Raw genomic sequence first — 19,922 nt, forward strand, 5'->3', positions numbered from 1 at the left:
GGAACCACCACTTCTCGTTCTGGATGATCGACGGTTGACGGCCCACGGGGCCGGTCGGGCAGGCGGCCGGAGGTCAGCGGGCGGCGAACTCCGCGATGCTGCCGCCCAGCAGTTCACGCAGCCGCCCGAGGGCCCGCACGCAGCGGGTCCGTACGGCGGCGGAGCTGACCTGGAGGGCGGCGGCGGTCTCCTCGATGCTCCGGTCCTCCCAGTACCGCAGCACCACGACCGCCCGGTCCTTGGGGGCCAGTTGGGCCAGGGCCCGGAGCAGCGTCATCCGCAGCGCCGGGTCGTCGGGGGCGGTCTGAGCGCCCTCGGGCAGTTCGGCCAGCGGGCGTTCGCTCGCGGAGCGGCGTCGCCGGTGGGTCAGGAAGGTCCGTACGAGGACGGTCTGCGCGTACGCCGCCGGGTTGTCGATCCTGCGGGCCCGGCCCCACAGCACGTACATCCGGCTCAGCGTCTCCTGCACCAGGTCCTCGGCGAGGTGCACATCGCCGCTGGTCAGCAGGCAGGCCGAGCGGAACAGATGGCCGGCCCGGCCGGCCGCGAACACCTTGAACTCCTCGGTACGCGACGCCCTCATGCACTCCCCCGTCCGTCCGTTCCGCCCTTCCCCCTGTACGACGCGGCGGGGGAGGGCAAATGTTTCGGACGATCCGCGAGAACTTTTCCGGTCCCGGGGCCGGACCACCTCGTGGGGGCTCGTGGGGCTCGTGGGGGGAGGGGAACGCGAGAAGCGCCCCGTTCACGCGCCGGACGGCGTGAACGGGGCGCGGGCGGTGGTGCGCTCGCTGTGTCCTCGTCTACCCGCGTTCCCACAACGCGGGGACGTTCGGCGGCTCCCAGCCCGACATGGCCCGGTGTGCCTGCAGACAGCGGTAGGCGACCCCGCCGTACGTCACGCGGTCACCCGCGCGGTAGGAGGTGCCGGACGACCAGGTGCCGCCCGGCGGATCGGTGGGCGGATCGGTCGGGCCGGGCGTCTGGGCGACGTCCAGCACGAAGTCGAAGGTGCCCTGCCGCCCGTTCCCGACGGTGCGGACGTTCATCAGCAGCTCGGGATCGAACAGCGCGTCGGTGTTGTTGCGCGGCTCGTTCGGGAAGTACAGCTGGGTGGTGAGGATGCGCCCGCCGGGCGCCTGCGCCTTCACATGGATGTGCCGGGTACGGCCCGGGTAGAGGCCCGCCACGATGGTGGTGAGGCTGAACGACCCGTCCGTGCCGGTGAACTGATGCCCCCGGAAGGCGAACTGGGCCATGTCGTAGGACCCGTTGGTGTCGGCCTGCCAGAAGTCGAGCAGCGCCCCGGCGATGGGACGGCAGGCCCGGCCGAAGACGTAGCCGCTCACGGTGAGCGGTACGCCGGGGGTGCTCGGGGTCACCAGGCTGGTGCGGCGCGGTGAGTTGGGCTTGAAGTACGGCCCCTCCATCTGCGGAGGCGTCGTGTCGTCGCCGTCGTCGCACTCCGGGGTCGGGGCCAGCGGCCCGTTCCCGGACGAGGCGGCGTCCCGGGCGAGCGCGACGCCCCCTCCGGCGAGCAGGGGCGCGGCGCTCGCGACGAACGCGGCCTTCAGGAGACCTTTGCGGCTGATCCGCCGCCGGCCCCCCGACGTCTCGTCGGACGCGTTGGGCTCATGGGGGGTTGTGTTGTCCATTTGTGGGGTCATGACGGTTTCCTCGGAGTCCTCGGGGTTCCTCGACGCGGGGAGGCGGGAGGCGGGAGGTTCAGGAGGTTCGGTGGTGCCGGACCGGTCCCGGGGCGGTCAGTCCCGGGACCGGTCCCGGGTGGTCAGACCCGTTGCCAGAGCGCCGGGACGGCCGCGGGGGTCCAGCCGGGCTGGGCCGTGTGTCCCTGGAGGCAGCGGTAGGTCGCTCCGCCGTACGTCACCGTGGCGCCGGCGGCGTACGCGGTGCCGGCCGCCCAGGTGCCGCCCGGCGGGTCGGTGGGCGGGTCGGTCGGCGGGTCGGTGGGCGGGTCCGTCGGCCCGCCGTTGGTGACCAGGGTCAGCCCGTACGTCTGGAGCAGCGGGTTGATGGGCTGGAAGTACGTCGTACCGCCGGAGGAGCAGTTGCCCGAGCCGCCGGAGGTGACGCCCTGTGCCTGGTTGCCGGAGATGTAGGAGCCGCCGGAGTCGCCCGGTTCGGCGCAGACGCTGGTGCGGGTCACCCCGGAGATGGTGCCCTCCGGGTAGGTGACGCTGGTGTTCAGCTGCTGGATGGTGCCGCAGTGCCAGCCCGTGGTGGAGCCGGAGCGGCAGACCGAGGCGCCGACGACGGACGCGGTGGAGCCGGCGACGGTGACGTCGCCCCGCCCGTAGCCGTTCACCAGCGGACGCGGGGTCCAGTTGGCGTTGGTGGCGACCCAGGCCATGTCCCGGCCCGGGAAGGTCGAGCCCTGGAAGGAGCCCTGGGCCTGCTGGTTGACGCCGTTGGTGGTGGTGCCGACGCGGCCGCAGTGGCCGGCGGTGGCGAAGCCGCCCTGGGTGCCGCGCTTCACCGAGAAGCCGACGGAACAGCGGCCGGAGCCGTTCATGTAGTACGCGTCGCCTCCCCGGATGTCGGCGAGGGCGCGGGGCTGTTCGGCGGACCTGGCGACGGTGACGAGGCCGCTGTCGACCCCGGCCGCCTTGAGGAACGCCTGTCCTGCGGCGGTGCTGGCGGCGTTGACGACGACCCGGTTGGTCTCGACGTCGACGTACCAGACGGGCACGTTCTTGGGCGCCTTGTTCAGCGCGGCCTTGTCGAGGGTCTTCCTGACGCCCTCGAGCCGGTCCAGGCTGTGGCCGACGACCTCGGCGCGCGCTCCGGCGTCGGTGATCCGGGCGGCCTCGGAGGCGTCGGTGGTGGCGACGGTCAGCGTCGCCTTCGCGCCGCTGACCCTGGCTCCGGCGAAGCTGGCGCCGAGGGACTTCTCCAGCCCGGCGGCGACGGCGGCGGCGCGGTACTCGTTGGCTATCCGGCTGCGGGCGTCGTCCGCGTCGAGGCCGAGGTCGCGCTCCAGGGCGGCCAGCATGCCGGGCGACAGGCTGTCGGCGGAGACCGGCGGAACGGCGGTGGCCGCGGGGTCGGCGGACGCCACGCCGGTCAGCCCGGCGAGGGCGAGCGCACCCACGGCCACCGTGGCGGTGCCGGCGGCGAGGGCGCGTCTGCGGAGCGTGGTTCTCTCCACGTCACTCTCCTTGGTTCTGGGGGTGTCCCGGTCCGGCTGGGGTTGGTCCGGACCAGGGAATTGCCGAAACCGTAGCGGCGGCGACACCCGGCGCAGGAGATCCCGTTCACCCCCCTCCCTCCGCGTTATGGGGCCGCGCGGCGCGTGCTTCGGCCCACTCCGCGGGCGGGTACGGAGCCGATTTCGCGGCCCTGCCGGGCGAAGCCTGATCGCGTCTCCCTTTCGGCGGGGCGCCCGGGTAGGTTCGGCCCCATGCACACAGGCCAACTTCTGGGCTCGGGACGCACCGCCGACGTGTACGCACTCGACGGCTCCTGGGTCCTTCGCCGCTACCGGGACCGCACCGACATCACGGAGGAGCTGGCCGTGATGAGTTACGTCGGCGCCTTCGGCTTCCCGGTGCCGCGCATCGGTCCGCCCGCCGAAGGGGCCCGCCCCACGGACCTGGTGCTCCAGCGGCTGACCGGCCCGACCCTGGCCGAGGCCCTGCGGGCGGGGCGGTGGGAAGCGGCCGAGGCGGGTGCGCTGCTCGCCCGGCTGCTGCGCGAGCTCCACGCCATACCGCCCCGGGTCTCGGCCGACCCGGAGGACTGCGTGCTCCATCTGGATCTGCGTCCGGAGAACGTGGTGCTGACGGAGGGGGGCGCGGTGGTGATCGACTGGTCCACCGCGGCGGAGGGCCCGCCCGGTCTCGACCGGGCGATGTCGGCTCTGACGCTGGCCCGGATCGCGCTCGACCCGGAGCTCCCCGCCGGGGCGGGCATCCGGCCCCTGCTGACGGCGTTCCTGGCGGAACTCTCCGACGAGGGCGGCGCGTCGGCCGCCGATCTGTCCCTCGCCCGCGCCCGCCAGCGGGCGAACCCGCATCTGACCGACCCCGAACGGGCCCGCCTGGACCGGGCGGTGGACCTGGTGCTGGGCTGCGCCCCGTAAGGGGAAATCAAGCCCCTCCGGCGATTGAGGAGCGGGGGCCCGGGGGCGGAGCCCCCGATCAGCCCGGGCTGGAGCCCCGATCACCCCGCGCTCAGCGCCGCCCACGCTTCGCGTCGCGCACACGCCGCAGCCGGTTCACCGTGACCGGGTCCTCGCGCAGCGCCCGCTCGTCGTCGATCAGCGCGTTCAGCAGTTGGTAGTAGCGGACCGGCGAGATTCCGAGCTCTTCGCGGATCGCCCGCTCCTTCGCCCCGGGCCCCGCCCAGGGCCGCCGCTCCAGGGCCAGCACCGCCCCGTCCCGTACGGACAGTCCGCCGGCGTCGGGGGCGGGATCGGCCCGGGGGGCCCGGTGCTCGTGGTCGGGGGCGGTCATGTCGACCAACCTAACGCCCACCCCCGACACCGCGCCCGCGGCCGCTACTCGGCGGCCTCCGCCTGTGACGCCTCGGTGGCGAGCTCGCCGAGGATGCTCTCGGGGTTGCTGCCCGGCGCGACCGCGCTGCCGATCTTCTTCTTGATCCCGTCGCTGACCGTGGCCCAGGACGTCTTGCTGTAGGGGATGAGCGTCGAGTTCGGCAGGGCCGCCAGGAACGGCCGCAGCTTCTTGTGCTTCTTGTCGGTCTCCATCGCGGCGGAGGCGCTGCCGGTCACCGGGAGCAGGTCGTAACTCTCGGCGAACTCCAGCACGTTCTCGTCGGAGTAGGCGTAGTCGAGGAACTTGCCTGTCTCCTGGCGGTGGCCGTTCTCCTTGAAGCCCATCATCCAGTCGGCCACGCCCATGGAGCCCTTGGTCGGGCCGTCGAAGCCGGGCAGCGGCACCATGCCGACCTTGATGCCCTTGGCCTCGGCCTTGTCCATCAGGGTGGGGTGGCCGTTGAGCATGCCGACCTCGCCGTCGGCGAACGCCTCGAAGGCCTTCGCGCGGTCCAGCTTGCTGGGCTCGACCGGTCCGGTGAGGCCCTCGCCGACGAGGTTGTCCCGCAGCCAGCGGAACGTGGCGATGTTCTGGGCCGAGTCGAGGTCGTACGCGCCGACGTCGTCCGTGTAGCCGCCGCCACCGCTGAGGAGCCACATCAGGGTCTCGGCCTGGGCCTCCTCCTCGCCGAGCGGCAGGGCGAAGGGGTAGTCGACGCCTTCCGCCTTGAGCGCGGCGGCGTCGCTCCGGATGTCGTCCCAGGTCTCGGGGGCGCCCAGCCCCGCCTCGTCGAAGAGCTCCTTGTTGTAGAAGAGCAGCCGGGTGCTGGCGACGAAGGGCAGGCCGTACAGCGTGCCGTCGATCTTGCCCGCGTCGGCGAGCCTCGGCAGGAAGTTCGCCGTGGTGCGGATCGCGAGCATCTCGTCGGCGGTGTAGAGCTTGCCCGCCTTGGCGTAGTCCGCGTACGCGCCGATCTGGGCGACGTCCGGGGCGTTGCCGGCCTTGACCATGGCGGCGACCTCGCGGTCGACGTCCTTCCAGTGCAGGACGGTGACGTCGACCTTGATGCCGGGGTGCTCCTTCTCGAAGCCCGCCGCGACTCCGCTCCAGTACTTCTCGGAGCTGTTCTCCGGGCTGGTGCCGTAGTCGGCGGCGACCAGCTTGAGCGTGACGTCGCCCGGGCCGCCGTCACCGCCGCAGCCCGCCAACGTCGCCGTCATTGCCAACGCGGCCACCGCCGCGGTCAGACCCACAAAGCGCCGCTGCACAGCCTCGCCCATCCTCGTTGATCACCTGGCTCACGGACGGCGCGCACGGCGCCGGCCCCCGGCCTCCGTTCGGCCGCGGCAGCGCCGCCCTGTCCTGGGCACCGTCCGGATGAACTGCGATTTTCCCCCATTGGCGATGCGGAGGTCTACACCACCGGCGTATCGCTTCGGCAACGTATACGGGCCCCGGGGGCCACAACTGGCTTACGCGCACTGGCAGTCGGGGGCCCCTGCCCGTATCTTGGTCCAGACCTTTGGGCCGATTCCCCCCGGTCCGTGGGTCCCCATGAGTGACTTTCCGGTAGAAAAAGACCGGCCTTCACTCCTTCATCATTTTGTATGGGTGCGCAACAAACCTCGCTAGTGGACTAGACCTTTTGGGGGTCGGCGGGCGAAACTGTCTCCCGTGAGACATGTCATCGCCCTCGATGTGGGCGGCACCGGAATGAAGGCCGCACTGGTCGGGACCGACGGCACCCTCCTCCACGAGGCGCGGCGAGCCACCGGCCGGGAGCGCGGCGCCGACGCGGTCGTCGAGACCATCCTCGGGTTCGCGGCGGACCTGCGGGCCCACGGCGAGGAGCACCTCGGCGAGAGCGCCGTCGCCGCCGGGGTCGCCGTGCCCGGCATCGTCGACGCCGAGAAGGGCATCGCGGTGTACTCCGCGAACCTGGGCTGGCGCGACGTACCGCTGCGCGCCCTCCTCGGCGAACGCCTCGGCGTCCCCGTCGCCCTCGGCCACGACGTCCGCACCGGCGGGCTCGCCGAGGGCCGGATCGGGGCCGGGCGGGGCGCGGACCGCTTCCTGTTCGTCCCGCTGGGCACCGGGATCGCCGGGGCCATCGGCATCGCGGGGACCATCGAGGCGGGCGCCCACGGGGACGCGGGCGAGATCGGCCACATCGTGGTCCGCCCGGACGGCCCCGACTGCAGCTGCGGCCAGCGCGGCTGTCTGGAGACGCTGGCCTCGGCCGCCGCCGTGACCCGGGCCTGGGCCGCCGCCTCCGGGGACCCCGGGGCGGACGCCGCGGACTGCGCGAAGGCCGTCGAGGCGGGCGACCCCGCGGCGGTCCGGGTCTGGCAGGACGCGATCGACGCGCTCGCCGCCGGCCTCGTCACCGCGGCCACCCTTCTCGACCCGGGCACGCTGATCATCGGTGGCGGTCTCGCCGAAGCCGGGGAAACCTTGTTCACACCACTGCGTGCGGCCGTCGAGGAACGCGTCACGTTCCAGAAACTGCCCCACATCGTCCCGGCGGCCCTCGGGGACACCGCCGGATGCCTGGGCGCGGGGCTGCTCGCCTGGGATCTACTCTCCACGGAGGTTTCCGCCTGATGGCCGGACGCGCAGCAGACAGCACCGTTCTCGCCGGCGCCCGGGTGGTGCTCCCCACCGGCACCGTCGAGGACGGCCGGGTGACCGTCGAGGGCTCCCGGATCTCCGGTTCCGCACCGGAGGGCGCCCGGACCATCGACCTCGCCGGCCACTGGGTGGTCCCCGGCTTCGTGGACATGCACAACCACGGCGGCGGCGGGGCCTCCTTCACCTCCGGCACCGTCGAGGAGGTCCTCACCGGCATCCGTACGCACCGCGAGCACGGCACCACCACGATGGTCGCCTCCACGGTCACCGGCGAGATGGACTTCCTCGCCCGGCGCGCGGGCGTCCTGTCCGAGCTGGTCGAGCAGGGCGACCTGGCCGGGATCCACTTCGAGGGCCCCTTCATCTCGCCGTGCCGCAAGGGCGCCCACAGCGAGGAACTGCTGCGCGACCCGGACCCGGCCGACGTCCGCACACTGCTGGACGCCGCGCGCGGCACCGCCCGGATGTTCACCCTCGCCACCGAACTGCCCGGCGGCATCGACTCCGTACGGCTGCTCGCCGAGCACGGGGTCATCGCCGCGATCGGCCACACGGACGCGACGTACGAGCAGACCGTCGAGGCCATCGAGGCGGGCGCGACCGTCGCCACGCACCTGTTCAACGCGATGCCGCCGCTCGCCCACCGCGACCCCGGTCCGATCGCCGCTCTGCTGGAGGACGACCGGATCACCGTCGAGCTGATCAACGACGGCACGCATCTGCACCCGGCCGTGCTGGAGCTGGCCTACCGCCACAAGGGCGCGGGCCGCGTCGCGCTGATCACCGACGCGATGGACGCCGCCGGCTTCGGCGACGGCACGTACGAGCTCGGCCCGCTCGCGGTCGAGGTCACCGACGGCGTGGCCCGGCTGGTGGAGGGCGGCTCGATCGCCGGCTCCACGCTCACCCTGGACACCGCGTTCCGCCGGGCCGTCACCCTCGACAGGATCCCCGTCGAGGACGTCGTCCGGTCCATCTCCGCCAACCCCGCCCGGCTGCTCGGCGTCCACGACCGGGTCGGCTCGCTGGAGGCGGGCAAGGACGCCGACCTGGTCGTCCTCGACGAGGACTTCGTCCTCAAGGGCGTCATGCGCCGGGGCGAGTGGATCATCGAGCCGAAGACCGCGTAGCCCGCGCGGTGAGCACGTAACGAAGCGACGGCGGTCGGCCCGCGGGACTGGGCCGACCGCCATCGCTTTGACATGATCATCAGATGGGCGCGCCGCGGACGGATGCGCGCGCCGTTGGGCCCATGCACCGAAGGAGGGGCCGGCAGAGGTGATCCTGACCGTCACTCTGAACACCGCGCTCGACGTGACGTACACCGTCGACGCGCTCGTCCCGCACCGCAGCCACCGGGTCGGCGAGGTCACCGAACGCCCCGGCGGCAAGGGCCTCAACGTCGCCCGGGTCCTCGGCGCGCTGGGCCACGAAAGCGTGGTGACCGGCTTCGTCGGCGGCGCCACCGGAGGCGTCCTGCGCGACCTCCTCGCCCCGCTCCCGCCGCGCGACGCCCTCGTGCCCGTCGCCGGGAACACCCGCCGCACCCTGGCGGTCACCGACCGCTCGACCGGCGACACCACCCAGCTCAACGAACCCGGACCGCAGGTGAGCCCCGCCGAATGGGCCGCCTTCCTGCGGACGTACGAGGAGCTGCTCGCCGGAGCCGACGCCGTCGCGCTCTGCGGCAGCCTGCCGCCCGGCATCCATGTCGGGGCCTACGCGGACCTGGTCCGGACCGCCCGCGCCGCCGCCGTGCCCGTGCTCCTGGACACCAGCGGAGAACCGCTGCGCCGGGGCATCGCCGCCCGCCCCGACCTGGTCAAGCCGAACGCCGAGGAGCTGGCCCGGCTGACCGGCTCCCGCGAACCGCTGCGCGCCGCCCGCGACGCCCGCCGCCGCGGGGCCCAGTCCGTGGTCGCGTCCCTGGGCCCGGAGGGGGTGCTCGCGCTCACCCCGGACGGCGTCTGGCGGGCCGCCCCGCCCGCCGCCGTGCGCGGCAACCCGACGGGGGCGGGCGACTCCGCGGTGGCCGGGCTGCTGTCCGCCCTGGCCGAGGGCCTCGACTGGCCGGAGCGCCTCGCCCGGGCGGTGGCCCTGTCGACGGCGACCGTGCTGGCCCCGACGGCCGGCGAGTACGACGCGGCGGCCTATGCGGAGCTGCTGCCGCGCGTCACGGTGGAGCCGCACACGCAGACGCCCTGACCACCTCGGGGGGGTCAGGGCGTCGTCGCGCACACGCGTGTCTAGCTCTTGATGTGGCCGGACTTCAGCTCCAGCTGGTCGAGATTGGCGTCGCACTGGTCGCCCGTCTCGCACGACAGCTTGAGGGTGTTGGACCCCTTGTCGAGCTGGACGTACGCGTACGTGTTCGTCCAGCCCTTCTCCAGGTCGCCCTCGGCGGCCCGCGCGAAGTTCTCCATGTTGATGGAGCGGGGCTCCTGCGCGTTGACCGTCAGCGTCGTCTTCGCGTCCTTGCCGGGCACGCCGTACGTCACGTAAAGGGTGTACGCGCCGGCCTCGGGAACCTCGACCGTCCAGGTGGCCGACCGGCCGACCTCGTTCAGGTTGATGTAGTTGCCGTTGGCGCCCTTGGCGCCCTTGACCGTGGAGTCCAGGGCCGCCGTGCCGCCCAGCGTCAGCGTCGCCGCGTCCTGCTTCGGCAGCTCGACCGGCTTCGGGGTCTCCTTGGGCTTCTTCTCCGGCTTCTTCGACTGCTCGACCTCGCCGGCGGGGCCCTGCGAGGAGGACGCCTCGTCCTTGTTGTCGTCCTTGTCGCCGTCGTCGCCCGTGAGCAGGGCGGCGCCGATGCCGATGACGACGACCGCGACCACGGCGACGGCCCCGATCAAGAGCGCCTTGGTGTTCGGTCCGCCCCGGCCCGGACCGCCGCCATGGCCGCCCTGCGCCGGAGGCTGTCCGCCCGGCCCGCCGCCCGGGTAGGTCTCGGGGGCCGCGTACTGCGGGTTCGGCCGGTTGTACTGCTGCGGGGGCTGCTGGCCGTAGCTCTGCTGGGGCGGGTAGCCGTACCCGCCCTGCTGCTGGGGCGCCTGCTGCTGGCCGTACTGGCGCTCGCCGACGGCCCGCACCTGGTTGTAGGACGTTCTGGGCACGCCCGGCTGCGCGGCCGGCCCCGGGTAGCCGTAGCCGCCCTGGCCGGGCGGCTGGGCGCCTGCCGCCTGTCCGTCCGCGTACAGATAGCCGAACGGATCGTCGTCCTCGGGCTTGCTCGCGCCGTTGTTTCCGGCCGTCATCCCTGGGTCACTCCTCACCATGTCGCCAGCCGTCGCCGACCGGCCGAGCCTACCTCGAACGGAGCAAGCCCCGAATTGTGCTCGGTGACCCGGACGGCGGTGGGGAACGGTTACGGGGTAGGGGGAGAAACCGGCCGTGAACGTCATCCGGCCCTGCGGTGAACCTTCGACCGGGACCGCTTTTCCACGTACATCCGCTGGTCGGCGGAGCGCAGGACCTCTTCGACGGTCATGCCGCACTCGGCCCAGCCGATGCCGAAACTCGCCCCGACCCGGACCGCGCGACCATCGACCCTTATGGGCGGAATGATGGCATTTCTCAGGCGAACGGCCAGGTCAGCGGCGTCCGCCGCCCCGAGCCCGTCGGCGAGAACGACGAATTCGTCACCCCCGAGCCGGGCGACGGTGTCACCGTCCCGCACACAGGTGCTCAGCCGCCGGGAGACCTCGATGAGCACGGCGTCGCCGGTGTGGTGTCCGAAGCGGTCGTTGATGGACTTGAAGCCGTCGAGGTCGCAGAAGAGGACCGCGAGGCCCTTCGTCCCGTCGTCGTGCTCCGGATCGGGGGCCACCGTGTGCACATGGTGGTCGAAGGGGCCGCCGCCGGGGACGGCCTCGCCCTCGTAGCCGTCGGGCTGGTAGCCGTGGGTCCCCTCGTACCGGTCGGCCCGGTAGCCGTGGGTCAGGGACGACTCGACGTCCCCGTACGCCGCGTCCAGCGCCTCGATCGCGGTCGCGGCCGGGGAGTGCGGCCGCTCGCAGATCCGGGCGCTGAGCCGCGACTTCAGCTCGGCGCTGTTGGGCAGCCCGGTCAGCGCGTCGTGCGAGGCGCGGTGGGCGAGGTTCAGCTCGTGCCGCTTGCGCTCCTCTATGTCCTCGACATGGGTGAGCAGGAAGCGCGGCCCGTCGGCGGTGTCGGCGACGACCGAATTGCGCAGCGAGACCCACAGATAGGTGCCGTCCCGGCGGCTCAGCCGCAGTTCGGCCCGGCCGCCCTCGGCGGAGGTGCGCAGCAGGGTGCCGATGTCCTCGGGGTGGACCAGATCGGCGAAGGAGTAGCGGCGCATGACGGAGGCCGGGCGGCCGAGCAGCCGGCACAGGGCGTCGTTGGTGCGCAGCAGCCTGCCCTGCTGGTCGCCGCCCATCTCCGCGATGGCCATGCCGCTGGGCGCGTACTCGAAGGCCTGCCGGAAGGACTCCTCGCTGGCCCGCAGCGCCTGCTGCTCCCGCTCCAGGCGGACCAGGGCACGCTGCATGTTGGCCCGCAGGCGGGCGTTGCTGATCGCGATGGCGGCCTGGGAGGCGTACATCTGGAGCGCCTCGCGCCCCCAGGCTCCGGGGCGGCGCCCGTTGCGCGGCCGGTCGACGGATATGACGCCGAGGAGGTCACGGCCGCCCGCGGCGGCGTACATCGGGGCGTAGAGCCGGTCCAGCGGGTGCCACTCGTCCTCGAACCGGGGCTCGGGTCCCTCGGTGTGCCACTGGGGTACGTCGTCGTCGAGGAGGACCCAGCCCTCGGTGTGCGGGATGAAGCGGAGGCTGTCCCAGGCCTCGCCCATGGAGAGCCGGCGTTCCCAGGAGGCGCGGGAGCCGACGCGCCCGGTGATCAGGGCCTCGGCCGCGGCGTTGCCGGCGAAGGCCGCGATGACGAGGTCGCCGTCCGGCCGGACCAGGTTCACGCAGCCCAGCTCGTAGCCGAGGCCGGTGACGATTCCGTCGGCCACGGTCTGCAGCGTGTCCGCCAGACTCCGTGCCGTATTGAGATCAGCGACGGCCTGATGCAGCTGCCGCATGGTCGCAAGGCGGACGTACGGTTCCGACTCGGCCTCCATCGCTCGCACTCCCCGAGACCTCGACAGCAACTCCAGGTTTCATATCGACGTACTTGTTGCAGTGTCACGGCCACTGAATCACAGTGAGCTGTGCACCCGGTACACAGGGTCAGCAGAAAATGGACTCTGTGACTCAAGTCACAACAGATGGCCGGGTGATGCCGGTGACTCACGGTGGCCGTTGCTGTTCGGAACGAGACCGGAAGGGCCGGCTCGGCGGCGCATGGAGCCGGAGGATCCGGTTCCCGTTGTGTGCGCCCGTGTGCCGCACCGCTCGTGGGCCCGTGTGCTGCCGCACCGCTCGTGCGCCCGCGTACACGGTTCTTGCCGGAGTCCTAGGACCGGCCTGGTCCCCTGGCCCGATGCGACCGCGCGCCCCCCGCGGTTAGCGTCGGTGTGTGCTCCAGACGAAGCCCCCCACCCCGCGCCCCGAGACCGTCCCCCATGCTGAGGGAGTGAGCAACGACGAGTTCCGTGCCGCCCTCGCGCGGCTGGCCGCCGGGGTGGTGCTGGTCACCGCCCAGGAACCGCCCCTCGACGAGGACGGCCGGGGCGAGGACGTGGGCATGACGGCGACCGCCTTCATGTCCGTGTCCCTGGACCCGCCCCTGGTGATGGTGAGCCTGCGCAACGGCTCCCGGATGGACGACCTCCTGGAGGAGCAGCCGCTGTGGGCGGTCTCCGTCCTGGCCGCGAGCCAGCGGCACATCGCGGGCCGGTTCGCCATGAAGGGCCGGATCAGCGACCGGCTGCTGTTCGAGGACGTCCCGTACGTACGGGGCGAGGTCACGCACGCGCCACTGATCGGCGGGGCGCTGGCGACGCTGGAGTGCCGCACCGAGCAGCGCGTGGTGGCCGGGGACCACACCCTGGTGATCGGGCGGGTGCTCACCGCGGTGCTGCCGAGCCCGGAGGGCGACCCGCTGGCGTACTTCAAGGGCCGCTACCGCCAGTTGGGCTGACGGGACAGGGCCCCCGGAGTCACCCGTCGAGGCTTGAGCGTCACCCGTCGCGGGCCCGAGCGTCACCAGTCGCGGCCCGAGCGCCCGCGCTTCGTGTCGCCGCGCTGCTTCTTCTCCCGCAGCCTGCGCTCGTTGATGCCTCGCGGGATCTTCCGCTTGATCCGGGGCTTGGGCGGCGGCGCCGTGGCCTCGGCGAGGAGTGCGGCGAGGCGGGCGCCGGCCGTCTCGCGGTTGCGCCACTGGGAGCGGTGCTCGGAGGCCCGTACGGAGATCACCCCGCCCACCAGCCTGCTCGCGAGCCGCTCCAGCGCCCGCGCCTTCCACACCTCGGGGAGCGCGTCGGTCGCCGCCAGGTCGAAGCGCAGCTCCACCTGGGAGTCGCTGGTGTTCACGTGCTGGCCGCCGGGCCCGGAGGACCGCGAGAAACGCCACATGAGCTCGGCCTCCGGGAGGGAGACCGAGCCGCGGATGACATAGGGCCCGGACATGACACCCATGGTCCCTTCCCCGCGCCCTGTTCGTCACCTTCTTTTGCCGACGGGATCGCGCACGGCACCGCACGGTGTCCCCTGACCGGCTCCACTTCGGGACGAAGTTCGGCAAAGAAAGTAAAGCGACCAGGAACCTCGTGGTCTGCTGCTTGCGTTATGACGGGTGACGGTAGCTTTCGTGATGGCACGAAGCCCGCACACGACGAGGAAAGGGACTTCCCATGGCAGTAAGCCTGTCCAAGGGCGGCAACGTCTCGCTCACCAAGGAGGCACCGGGCCTTACCGCCGTCACGGTCGGCCTCGGCTGGGACGTCCGCACCACCACCGGCACCGACTTCGACCTCGACGCCTCGGCGATCGCGGTCAACCCGGCGGGGAAGGTCGTCTCGGACGGCCACTTCGTCTTCTTCAACAACAAGTCGACGCCGGACCAGACCATCGTGCACACCGGTGACAACGTCACGGGTGAGGGCGAGGGCGACGACGAGCAGATCAACGTCAACCTGGCGGGTCTGCCGGCCGACGTGGACAAGATCGTCTTCCCGGTCTCCATCTACGACGCCGAGAACCGCAGCCAGAACTTCGGCCAGGTCCGGAACGCGTTCATCCGCATCCTCAACCAGGCCGGCGGCGCCGAGATCGCCCGCTACGACCTGAGCGAGGACGCCGCCACCGAGACCGCCATGGTCTTCGGCGAGCTCTACCGCAACGGCGCCGAGTGGAAGTTCCGCGCGGTCGGCCAGGGGTACGCCTCCGGCCTGCGCGGCATCGCCCAGGACTTCGGCGTCAACCTCTGACCCGAGCGCACAACCGCTTCACCCGCTTCACCGGAGCCCCCGGCCGCCTTCGCGGCCGGGGGCTCCGGCGGGTGTGAGGGGCCGTCACGCCGCCTGCCCTGCTACGGCGGAAATCCACCACTTCACCGAATACCGGACAGCACGGCCCCCCATACGTACAAGAGCTGGTCAAAAACTTGTGAGGCAATTGTCGGCACACCGTCAACTTCGCTCATCAGGTGGCACGCTCTCCGCTCGTAGTCCCCCCACAGGACGACCAACGGAGAAGCCACACATGAACCTCCAGACCACCCCCCACACCTCCCGCACCTCCCGCGCCCACCGCGGCACCCGTCGGCTCGCAGCACTCGCGGCGGTCGCCGCGATGGTCGTCGCCGGTGTCCAGGCCGGATCCGCCGTCGCCACGCCCGGCGGCGACGACGCCCGTACCACGGCGGCGACGCCCTCCACGGCCGCCGCACTCGGCGTGAACCCCTCGGCGCAGCGCGCCACGGCCATCAAGTCGGCCCAGGCGGACGCCTCCTCGGCGGCGAAGGCCCTGAAGCTCGGCGGCGCGGAGAAGCTGATCGCCCGCGACGTCATCAAGGACGCCCGGGGCACCGTCCACACCCGCTACGAGCGCACCTACGACGGCCTGCCCGTCCTCGGCGGCGACCTGATCACCCACGCCACCGCCGCCGGAAAGATCAAGAGCGTCGACAGGGCGACCGACGCGAAGATAGCCGTGGCGTCGACGACGCCGAAGCTGAAGGCCGCGGCGAGCGCCCGCAAGGTGATCCACGCGGGCGGCGACAACCCGGTCCTCGCCTGGGAGACCGTCAAGAAGGGCGTCCAGAAGGACGGCACGCCCAGCCGCGTTCACACCATCACCGACGCCACGACCGGCGAGAAGCTGCACAGCTACGAGGCGATCGAGACCGGCACCGGCACCAGCCAGTACAGCGGCGAGGTCGAACTCACCACCACGAAGACCGACGCCGGCTTCGAGCTGACCGACGGCGAACGCGGCGGCCACCGGACGTACGACCTGAACCAGGGCTCCTCCGGCACCGGCGAGCTCGTCACGGACGACGACGACGCCTGGGGCGACGGCACCGGCGCGGACCGGCAGACCGCCGCCGTCGACGCCCACTACGGCGCCGCGAAGACCTGGGACTTCTACAAGACCGCGCTCGGCCGCGACGGCATCGCGGGCGACGGCAAAGCCGCCTACTCCCGGGTCCACTACGGCGAGAACTACGTCAACGCCTTCTGGGACGACAGCTGCTTCTGCATGACGTACGGCGACGGCGAGGGCAACAAGAACGCCCTCACCTCCATCGACGTCGCCGCCCACGAGATGACCCACGGCCTCACCTCCGCCACCGCCGACCTGGACTACGCGGGCGAGTCCGGCGGCCTCAACGAGGCGACCAGCGACATCCTCGGCGCCTCGGTGGAGTTCTTCGCCGACAACGCCTCGGACGCCGGGGACTACCTCATCGGCGAAAAGATCGACATCAACGGCGACGGCACCCCGCTGCGCTACATGGACAAGCCCAGCAAGGACGGCAGCTCGGCCGACTTCTGGGACGAGAACCTCGGCGACATCGACGTCCACTACTCCTCCGGCGTCGCCAACCACTTCTTCTACCTGCTCGCCGAGGGCAGCGGAAAGAAGACGGTCAACGGCGTCGACTACGACTCCGCGACCTCCGACGGCTCGACGCTGACGGGCATCGGCCGGGAGAAGGCGTACCAGATCTGGTACAAGGCCCTCTCCGTCTACATGACCTCCACGACCGACTACGCGGGCGCGCGCGTCGCCACCGAGAAGGCGGCGACCGACCTGTTCGGCGCGGACAGCGAGGAGCTGAAGGCGGTCTCGGCCACCTGGACCGGGGTCAACGTCAAGTAACGCGGTACGTCGCGAGCACCGCGGTACATCCGCGAGTAGCGCGGTACGTCCGCGAGTACGGGAGCCGGTCAGCCCTCCAGGGGCGGCCGGCTCCTGCCGTACAGCCAGGCGTCCCACAGCTCGGTGAGGTCCCGCCCCGTCTCCTCCTCCACGTACGCGGTGAAGTCGTCGGTCGAGGCGTTGGCGTGCCGGTGCGCCTTCGTCCACCCCTTGACCAGGGCGAAGAACGCCCGGTCGTCGTCCAGGGCGAGCCGGACGCGGTGCACGGCCATCGCCCCCCGCCCGTAGACCGGCGGCCCGGACAGCTCGGCGGCGCTCGGTGGATCGGCGGGCGGGAACGCCCAGTTCGCGTCGTCCGCGTACGCCGCCTCGAAGCTCTCCTCGACCGGTACGTCCTCGTGGTCGGCGGCCCAGAGCCACTCCGCGTAGGTCGCGAAGCCCTCGTTCAGCCACATGTCCCGCCAGGTCGCGGGCGTGACGGAGTTCCCGAACCACTGGTGGGCCAGTTCGTGTACGAGGAGCGCGGTGTCCGGCGGGCCGGGGAAGACCGGCCGGTTCTGGGTCTCCAGGGCGTACGCCGAGTCGCCCGTCCGCTCGACGATCGCCCCGGCCGAGGAGAAGGGATACGGGCCGAACTTCCCCGCCGACCACTTCAGCACCGCCGGGATCCGCGCCAGCACGTCCGCGCTCGCCGCCGCCGACTCCGGATCCACGGCGGTGAACAGCCGGATGCCGTCGGGGGTCACCGACTCCGCGGTGGCGAACCGCCCCACGGCGACGGTCGCCAGATAGCTCGCCATCGGTTCGGCGGTCCGCCAGCGGTAGGCGGTGCGCCCGTTCGCCGTACGCCGGGACACCAGCTCCCCGTTGGAGATCCCCGCGAGCCCTTCGGGCACGGTGACCGCGATGTCGTACGCGGCCTTGTCGCTCGGGTGGTGGTTGCCGGGGAACCAGGCCATGGAGCCGGCCGGTTCGCCGAGGGCGACCGCGCCGTCGGCCGTCCGCAGCCAGCCCTCCTTCGACCCGTCCGGGTCGGTGACCGTCTCCGGGGAGCCGGAGTAGCGCACTACGGCGGTGAACGTACGCCCCTTGCCCAGCCGGCCCTCCACGTCGGCCGCCGGACGCAACGTCAGCTCCTTGCCCGCCCGGTTCACGGCGGCCGGGCGGCCCTCGACGGTGGCGCCGTCCACGTCGAGCCCGGCGAGGTCGAGGTGGAAGGCGCTCAGGTCCTGAGTGGCGCGGGCGGTGATCGTGGCGGTGCCGCGCAGCCGGTCTCCGGCCGGGTCGACGTCGAGCTCCAGGCCGTAGTGGGTGACGTCGTAGCCGCCGTTGCCGAGCCCCGGGAAGTACGGGTCGCGCAGTCCGGCCGCGCCCGGGGTTCCCGGCACCCCGCCCGTACAGCCCCCGCCGAGGAGGGCGAGTGCCAGGGCGAACGGCGGGAGGAGGCGCACGGTGCGCAGCCGGGCCGGGTGGGGGTGGTTCACCCGGTCGATCCTAGATCTCGGTACGCCGGAATCCGGGACCGGAAGGAGCCGCCCGCCTCGGGGGAAGCCGGGGAGGGGGCGCCGCCTCGGGGGGAGCCGGGGAGGGGGCGCCGCCTCGGGGGGAGCCGGAAGGAGCCGCCCGTCTCGGGGGAAGAACGGGCGGCTCCCGTTTAGAGGATGGCGATTCCGAGCGGCCGGTTGCCTGCCTCCAGGCGGACCGGCTCGCTGCTCCCGCCGTCCAGGTCGACGACCGTGATGCCGTTCCAGTACCCGTCGCGGGTGAAGCCGCCGGTCACGTACGCCGTGCGGCCGTCCTTCGACACCGCCACGTCCTCGTGCGGCCCGTCCAGCGGAACGACCCGTTCCTCGCCATCGGGGGACCGGACGGTGAGCGAGGGGTCCGCGTCGTCCGACCCGATCGGGCCGGTGCCCACCACCAGGAGGGTGCCGTCGGGGGTGAGGGCCGCACCGTGCTGGTGGGTGTTGGCGGTCATCGGCTCGATGGTCACCTCTCCGTCGCGCGGGTCGAGGACCGCGAGCCGCTCCCCCTCGAACGGCAGCAGCAGCTTGCCGTCCTCGGGGCGCACGACGGCGTAGTGCGGCTTCAGCCAGGAGCCGAGCCCGCCCTCCGTGCCGTACGGGGCGACCTCCATGCGCCGGGTCTCCAGCGAGTCGGCGTCCACCGCCGTCACGTCGAAGGAGTCGTGATCGGTGGCGTACACCTCGCGGCCGTCCGGGGACACGTCCACGTCGAAGGGGCGCATGCCTACGGTCGCGACGCCGGTGACCTCGCGGGTAGCGGTGTCGATGACCTCGACCGCGCCGTCGCCGCCGGGCACGTTGACCCCGACGTAGACGTGCTTCCCGTCCGGGGCCAGGGCGATGCCCATGCCGCCGCCCCGGTACTCGCCGGTGGTGACCGGGCCGGACTCCGTCTCGTACGGGACGAGCGCGAGCCGGGTCCGCTCCCGGGTGTCGACGACCGCGACGCCCTCGGCGGTGGCGACCCAGGCCCGCCCGTCCTCGCCGACGACGAGGCCGTAGGGCGCGGTGCCGACCTCGACGGAGGCGATGGGGGCCCCGTTCCTCCCCGAACCGTCCTTCCCGGGGTCGACGAAGGTCACGGTGTCGCCGCCGAAGTCGGCGACGAGGAGGGTGCCGTCGGGGGTGCGGCCGGCGGGGGCGCGGGAGGGGACGGGGGTCGCCGCGGTGCCGGCCGCGGCGGACGGGCCACGGGTGCCAGGGGTGTCCGGGGCCGCCTCCGTCGTGCCGGTCGAGCACCCGGCGAGCAGGGCGGCGGCGACGAGCCCGAGGGCGAGGCGACGGGCGCGGGGGCCGGGCAGCCGGGGGGCGACGCGGGGAGCGGAGGCCGAGGAGCCCTCGTCACGGCCTTCGGCGCCGGGGCCATTGACCGGGAAGGCTTCGCGGAGGGCGGTGCGGGGGCCGTGGTCCCCGGTCATGCGACGTCCCGCAGCAGGGCGGCCAGCTCGGCGAAACCGCGCCGCTCGGCGTGGGCCAGGGGCGTCACCCCGTCGCCGTCGGGCAGGTCCCGCGTCGCCCCGGCCGCGAGGAGCAGCTCCACGACCTGTTGGTGGGCGAGCCCGCCCTCGCCGAGGATCACCGCCTCCAGCAGGGCGGTCCAGCCGAGCCGGTTGACGTGGTCGACGTCGATGCCGGTGACCCGCAGCACCTCCCGTACGTACGGGACATGGCCGCATTCGCTCGCCGGGATGAGGGAGATGCCGCCGAACCGGTTGCGCAGGGTCAGATCCGGTCCGGCCGGCAGCAGTACGTGCAGCATCGCGACGCTGCCGGTGACGCCGGTGGCCAGCCACGGGCTCTCCTCGCGCCGGTCCTGGGCGTCCGGGTCCGCCCCGGCGGCCACGAGCAGCCGGGCCGCCTCGACGTGGTCGCCGTGGACGGCGAGGAGGAGAGGGGTGCGCAACTCGTCGTCGCGGACGTCGACCCGGGCGCCGCCCTCGATCGCGGTGCGCACACCTTCGGTGTCGCCGGTGCGTGCGGCGGTGAGCAGGTCGTGATCGAGGGCGTTCATGGGT

Annotated in this window: 18 protein-coding genes; 7 read left to right on the forward strand and 11 right to left on the reverse strand. The window is 72.6% G+C overall.

Annotated features, from left to right (window positions below):
* Positions 1-73: 73 nt before the first annotated feature.
* The 3 genes from AB0F29_RS34315 to AB0F29_RS34325 form a co-directional block, all read right to left on the reverse strand.
* Complete coding sequence (locus AB0F29_RS34315) at positions 74-583, reverse strand: SigE family RNA polymerase sigma factor (RefSeq protein ID WP_018959756.1); 510 nt, start codon at positions 581-583, stop codon at positions 74-76.
* A 220-nt stretch (positions 584-803) separates the two neighbouring features.
* Positions 804-1,655: a carbohydrate-binding protein gene (locus AB0F29_RS34320; protein ID WP_361880632.1), complete on the reverse strand. Its 852-nt coding sequence runs from the start codon at positions 1,653-1,655 to the stop codon at positions 804-806.
* 134 nt (positions 1,656-1,789) lie between these two features.
* Positions 1,790-3,169 carry an alpha-lytic protease prodomain-containing protein gene (locus tag AB0F29_RS34325; protein WP_361880638.1) on the reverse strand — a complete coding sequence of 460 codons (1,380 nt, stop codon included), beginning with the start codon at positions 3,167-3,169 and terminating at the stop codon, positions 1,790-1,792.
* A gap of 252 nt (positions 3,170-3,421) precedes the next feature.
* Between AB0F29_RS34325 and AB0F29_RS34330 the strand changes: the two genes are divergently transcribed.
* Positions 3,422-4,102 (forward strand): phosphotransferase, encoded by a 681-nt coding sequence (locus AB0F29_RS34330; RefSeq protein WP_361880641.1) that lies wholly within the window; start codon positions 3,422-3,424, stop codon positions 4,100-4,102.
* Positions 4,103-4,193: 91 nt separating this feature from the next.
* On the opposite strand, the gene AB0F29_RS34335 is transcribed toward AB0F29_RS34330, so the two are convergent.
* Positions 4,194-4,475: a DUF3263 domain-containing protein gene (locus tag AB0F29_RS34335; RefSeq protein WP_361880644.1), complete on the reverse strand. Its 282-nt coding sequence runs from the start codon at positions 4,473-4,475 to the stop codon at positions 4,194-4,196.
* A gap of 44 nt (positions 4,476-4,519) precedes the next feature.
* The gene (locus AB0F29_RS34340) at positions 4,520-5,797 is read right to left on the reverse strand and encodes an extracellular solute-binding protein (RefSeq protein ID WP_361880647.1); all 1,278 of its coding nucleotides are present in this window, start codon (positions 5,795-5,797) and stop codon (positions 4,520-4,522) included.
* A 394-nt stretch (positions 5,798-6,191) separates the two neighbouring features.
* Here AB0F29_RS34340 and AB0F29_RS34345 point away from each other — a divergent pair, with 394 nt between their 5' ends.
* From AB0F29_RS34345 to AB0F29_RS34355, 3 genes are all read left to right on the forward strand, one after another.
* Positions 6,192-7,121 (forward strand): ROK family protein, encoded by a 930-nt coding sequence (locus AB0F29_RS34345; RefSeq protein WP_361880649.1) that lies wholly within the window; start codon positions 6,192-6,194, stop codon positions 7,119-7,121.
* Positions 7,121-8,278: an N-acetylglucosamine-6-phosphate deacetylase gene (gene nagA / locus AB0F29_RS34350; RefSeq protein WP_361880652.1), complete on the forward strand. Its 1,158-nt coding sequence runs from the start codon at positions 7,121-7,123 to the stop codon at positions 8,276-8,278. Before AB0F29_RS34345 ends, nagA begins: the two co-directional genes overlap by 1 nt.
* Positions 8,279-8,426: 148 nt before the next feature.
* The gene (locus AB0F29_RS34355) at positions 8,427-9,353 is read left to right on the forward strand and encodes a 1-phosphofructokinase family hexose kinase (protein ID WP_361880655.1); all 927 of its coding nucleotides are present in this window, start codon (positions 8,427-8,429) and stop codon (positions 9,351-9,353) included.
* Between the two features lie 41 nt (positions 9,354-9,394).
* Here AB0F29_RS34355 and AB0F29_RS34360 read toward each other — a convergent pair whose 3' ends face one another.
* Together AB0F29_RS34360 and cdgB are read right to left on the reverse strand one after the other, a co-directional pair.
* Complete coding sequence (locus AB0F29_RS34360) at positions 9,395-10,402, reverse strand: carbohydrate-binding protein (RefSeq protein ID WP_361880658.1); 1,008 nt, start codon at positions 10,400-10,402, stop codon at positions 9,395-9,397.
* Positions 10,403-10,545: 143 nt separating this feature from the next.
* The gene (cdgB, locus tag AB0F29_RS34365; protein ID WP_361880661.1) at positions 10,546-12,234 is read right to left on the reverse strand and encodes a diguanylate cyclase CdgB; all 1,689 of its coding nucleotides are present in this window, start codon (positions 12,232-12,234) and stop codon (positions 10,546-10,548) included.
* Between the two features lie 455 nt (positions 12,235-12,689).
* On the opposite strand from cdgB, the gene AB0F29_RS34370 reads away from it, so the two are divergent.
* Positions 12,690-13,196: a flavin reductase family protein gene (locus AB0F29_RS34370; RefSeq protein WP_361880664.1), complete on the forward strand. Its 507-nt coding sequence runs from the start codon at positions 12,690-12,692 to the stop codon at positions 13,194-13,196.
* A gap of 62 nt (positions 13,197-13,258) precedes the next feature.
* Here AB0F29_RS34370 and arfB read toward each other — a convergent pair whose 3' ends face one another.
* Positions 13,259-13,693 carry an alternative ribosome rescue aminoacyl-tRNA hydrolase ArfB gene (gene arfB, locus AB0F29_RS34375; RefSeq protein WP_361880667.1) on the reverse strand — a complete coding sequence of 145 codons (435 nt, stop codon included), beginning with the start codon at positions 13,691-13,693 and terminating at the stop codon, positions 13,259-13,261.
* A gap of 215 nt (positions 13,694-13,908) precedes the next feature.
* Between arfB and AB0F29_RS34380 the strand changes: the two genes are divergently transcribed.
* Together AB0F29_RS34380 and AB0F29_RS34385 are read left to right on the forward strand one after the other, a co-directional pair.
* Positions 13,909-14,484 (forward strand): TerD family protein, encoded by a 576-nt coding sequence (locus AB0F29_RS34380; RefSeq protein WP_018959769.1) that lies wholly within the window; start codon positions 13,909-13,911, stop codon positions 14,482-14,484.
* 274 nt (positions 14,485-14,758) lie between these two features.
* A complete protein-coding gene (locus AB0F29_RS34385; RefSeq protein ID WP_361880670.1) occupies positions 14,759-16,381 on the forward strand; it encodes a M4 family metallopeptidase in 1,623 nt (540 codons plus the stop codon).
* Positions 16,382-16,449: 68 nt separating this feature from the next.
* On the opposite strand, the gene AB0F29_RS34390 is transcribed toward AB0F29_RS34385, so the two are convergent.
* The 3 genes from AB0F29_RS34390 to AB0F29_RS34400 form a co-directional block, all read right to left on the reverse strand.
* Positions 16,450-17,865: a M1 family metallopeptidase gene (locus AB0F29_RS34390; RefSeq protein ID WP_361880673.1), complete on the reverse strand. Its 1,416-nt coding sequence runs from the start codon at positions 17,863-17,865 to the stop codon at positions 16,450-16,452.
* Positions 17,866-18,035: 170 nt separating this feature from the next.
* On the reverse strand, positions 18,036-19,325 hold the full coding sequence (locus AB0F29_RS34395) for a hypothetical protein (protein ID WP_361880676.1): 1,290 nt from the start codon (positions 19,323-19,325) through the stop codon (positions 18,036-18,038).
* Positions 19,322-19,918: an ankyrin repeat domain-containing protein gene (locus AB0F29_RS34400; protein ID WP_361880679.1), complete on the reverse strand. Its 597-nt coding sequence runs from the start codon at positions 19,916-19,918 to the stop codon at positions 19,322-19,324. The genes AB0F29_RS34395 and AB0F29_RS34400 overlap by 4 nt, the downstream gene beginning before the upstream one ends.
* Between the last annotated feature and the right edge of the window lie 4 nt (positions 19,919-19,922).

This window comes from Streptomyces sp. NPDC026589, from assembly GCF_040638385.1.
Lineage (GTDB): Bacteria > Actinomycetota > Actinomycetes > Streptomycetales > Streptomycetaceae > Streptomyces.

What these genes read in the sequence shown, in the direction of transcription:
- AB0F29_RS34400 (WP_361880679.1), bottom strand. Translation starts at nt 19,918, where the DNA reads ATGAACGCCCTCGATCACGACCTGCTCACCGCCGCACGCACCGGCGAC.
- arfB (WP_361880667.1), bottom strand. Translation starts at nt 13,693, where the DNA reads ATGGGTGTCATGTCCGGGCCCTATGTCATCCGCGGCTCGGTCTCCCTC.
- nagA (WP_361880652.1), top strand. Translation starts at nt 7,121, where the DNA reads ATGGCCGGACGCGCAGCAGACAGCACCGTTCTCGCCGGCGCCCGGGTG.
- AB0F29_RS34335 (WP_361880644.1), bottom strand. Translation starts at nt 4,475, where the DNA reads ATGACCGCCCCCGACCACGAGCACCGGGCCCCCCGGGCCGATCCCGCC.
- AB0F29_RS34315 (WP_018959756.1), bottom strand. Translation starts at nt 583, where the DNA reads ATGAGGGCGTCGCGTACCGAGGAGTTCAAGGTGTTCGCGGCCGGCCGG.
- cdgB (WP_361880661.1), bottom strand. Translation starts at nt 12,234, where the DNA reads ATGGAGGCCGAGTCGGAACCGTACGTCCGCCTTGCGACCATGCGGCAG.
- AB0F29_RS34385 (WP_361880670.1), top strand. Translation starts at nt 14,759, where the DNA reads ATGAACCTCCAGACCACCCCCCACACCTCCCGCACCTCCCGCGCCCAC.
- AB0F29_RS34395 (WP_361880676.1), bottom strand. Translation starts at nt 19,325, where the DNA reads ATGACCGGGGACCACGGCCCCCGCACCGCCCTCCGCGAAGCCTTCCCG.
- AB0F29_RS34360 (WP_361880658.1), bottom strand. Translation starts at nt 10,402, where the DNA reads ATGACGGCCGGAAACAACGGCGCGAGCAAGCCCGAGGACGACGATCCG.
- AB0F29_RS34330 (WP_361880641.1), top strand. Translation starts at nt 3,422, where the DNA reads ATGCACACAGGCCAACTTCTGGGCTCGGGACGCACCGCCGACGTGTAC.
- AB0F29_RS34320 (WP_361880632.1), bottom strand. Translation starts at nt 1,655, where the DNA reads ATGGACAACACAACCCCCCATGAGCCCAACGCGTCCGACGAGACGTCG.
- AB0F29_RS34340 (WP_361880647.1), bottom strand. Translation starts at nt 5,797, where the DNA reads ATGGGCGAGGCTGTGCAGCGGCGCTTTGTGGGTCTGACCGCGGCGGTG.
- AB0F29_RS34380 (WP_018959769.1), top strand. Translation starts at nt 13,909, where the DNA reads ATGGCAGTAAGCCTGTCCAAGGGCGGCAACGTCTCGCTCACCAAGGAG.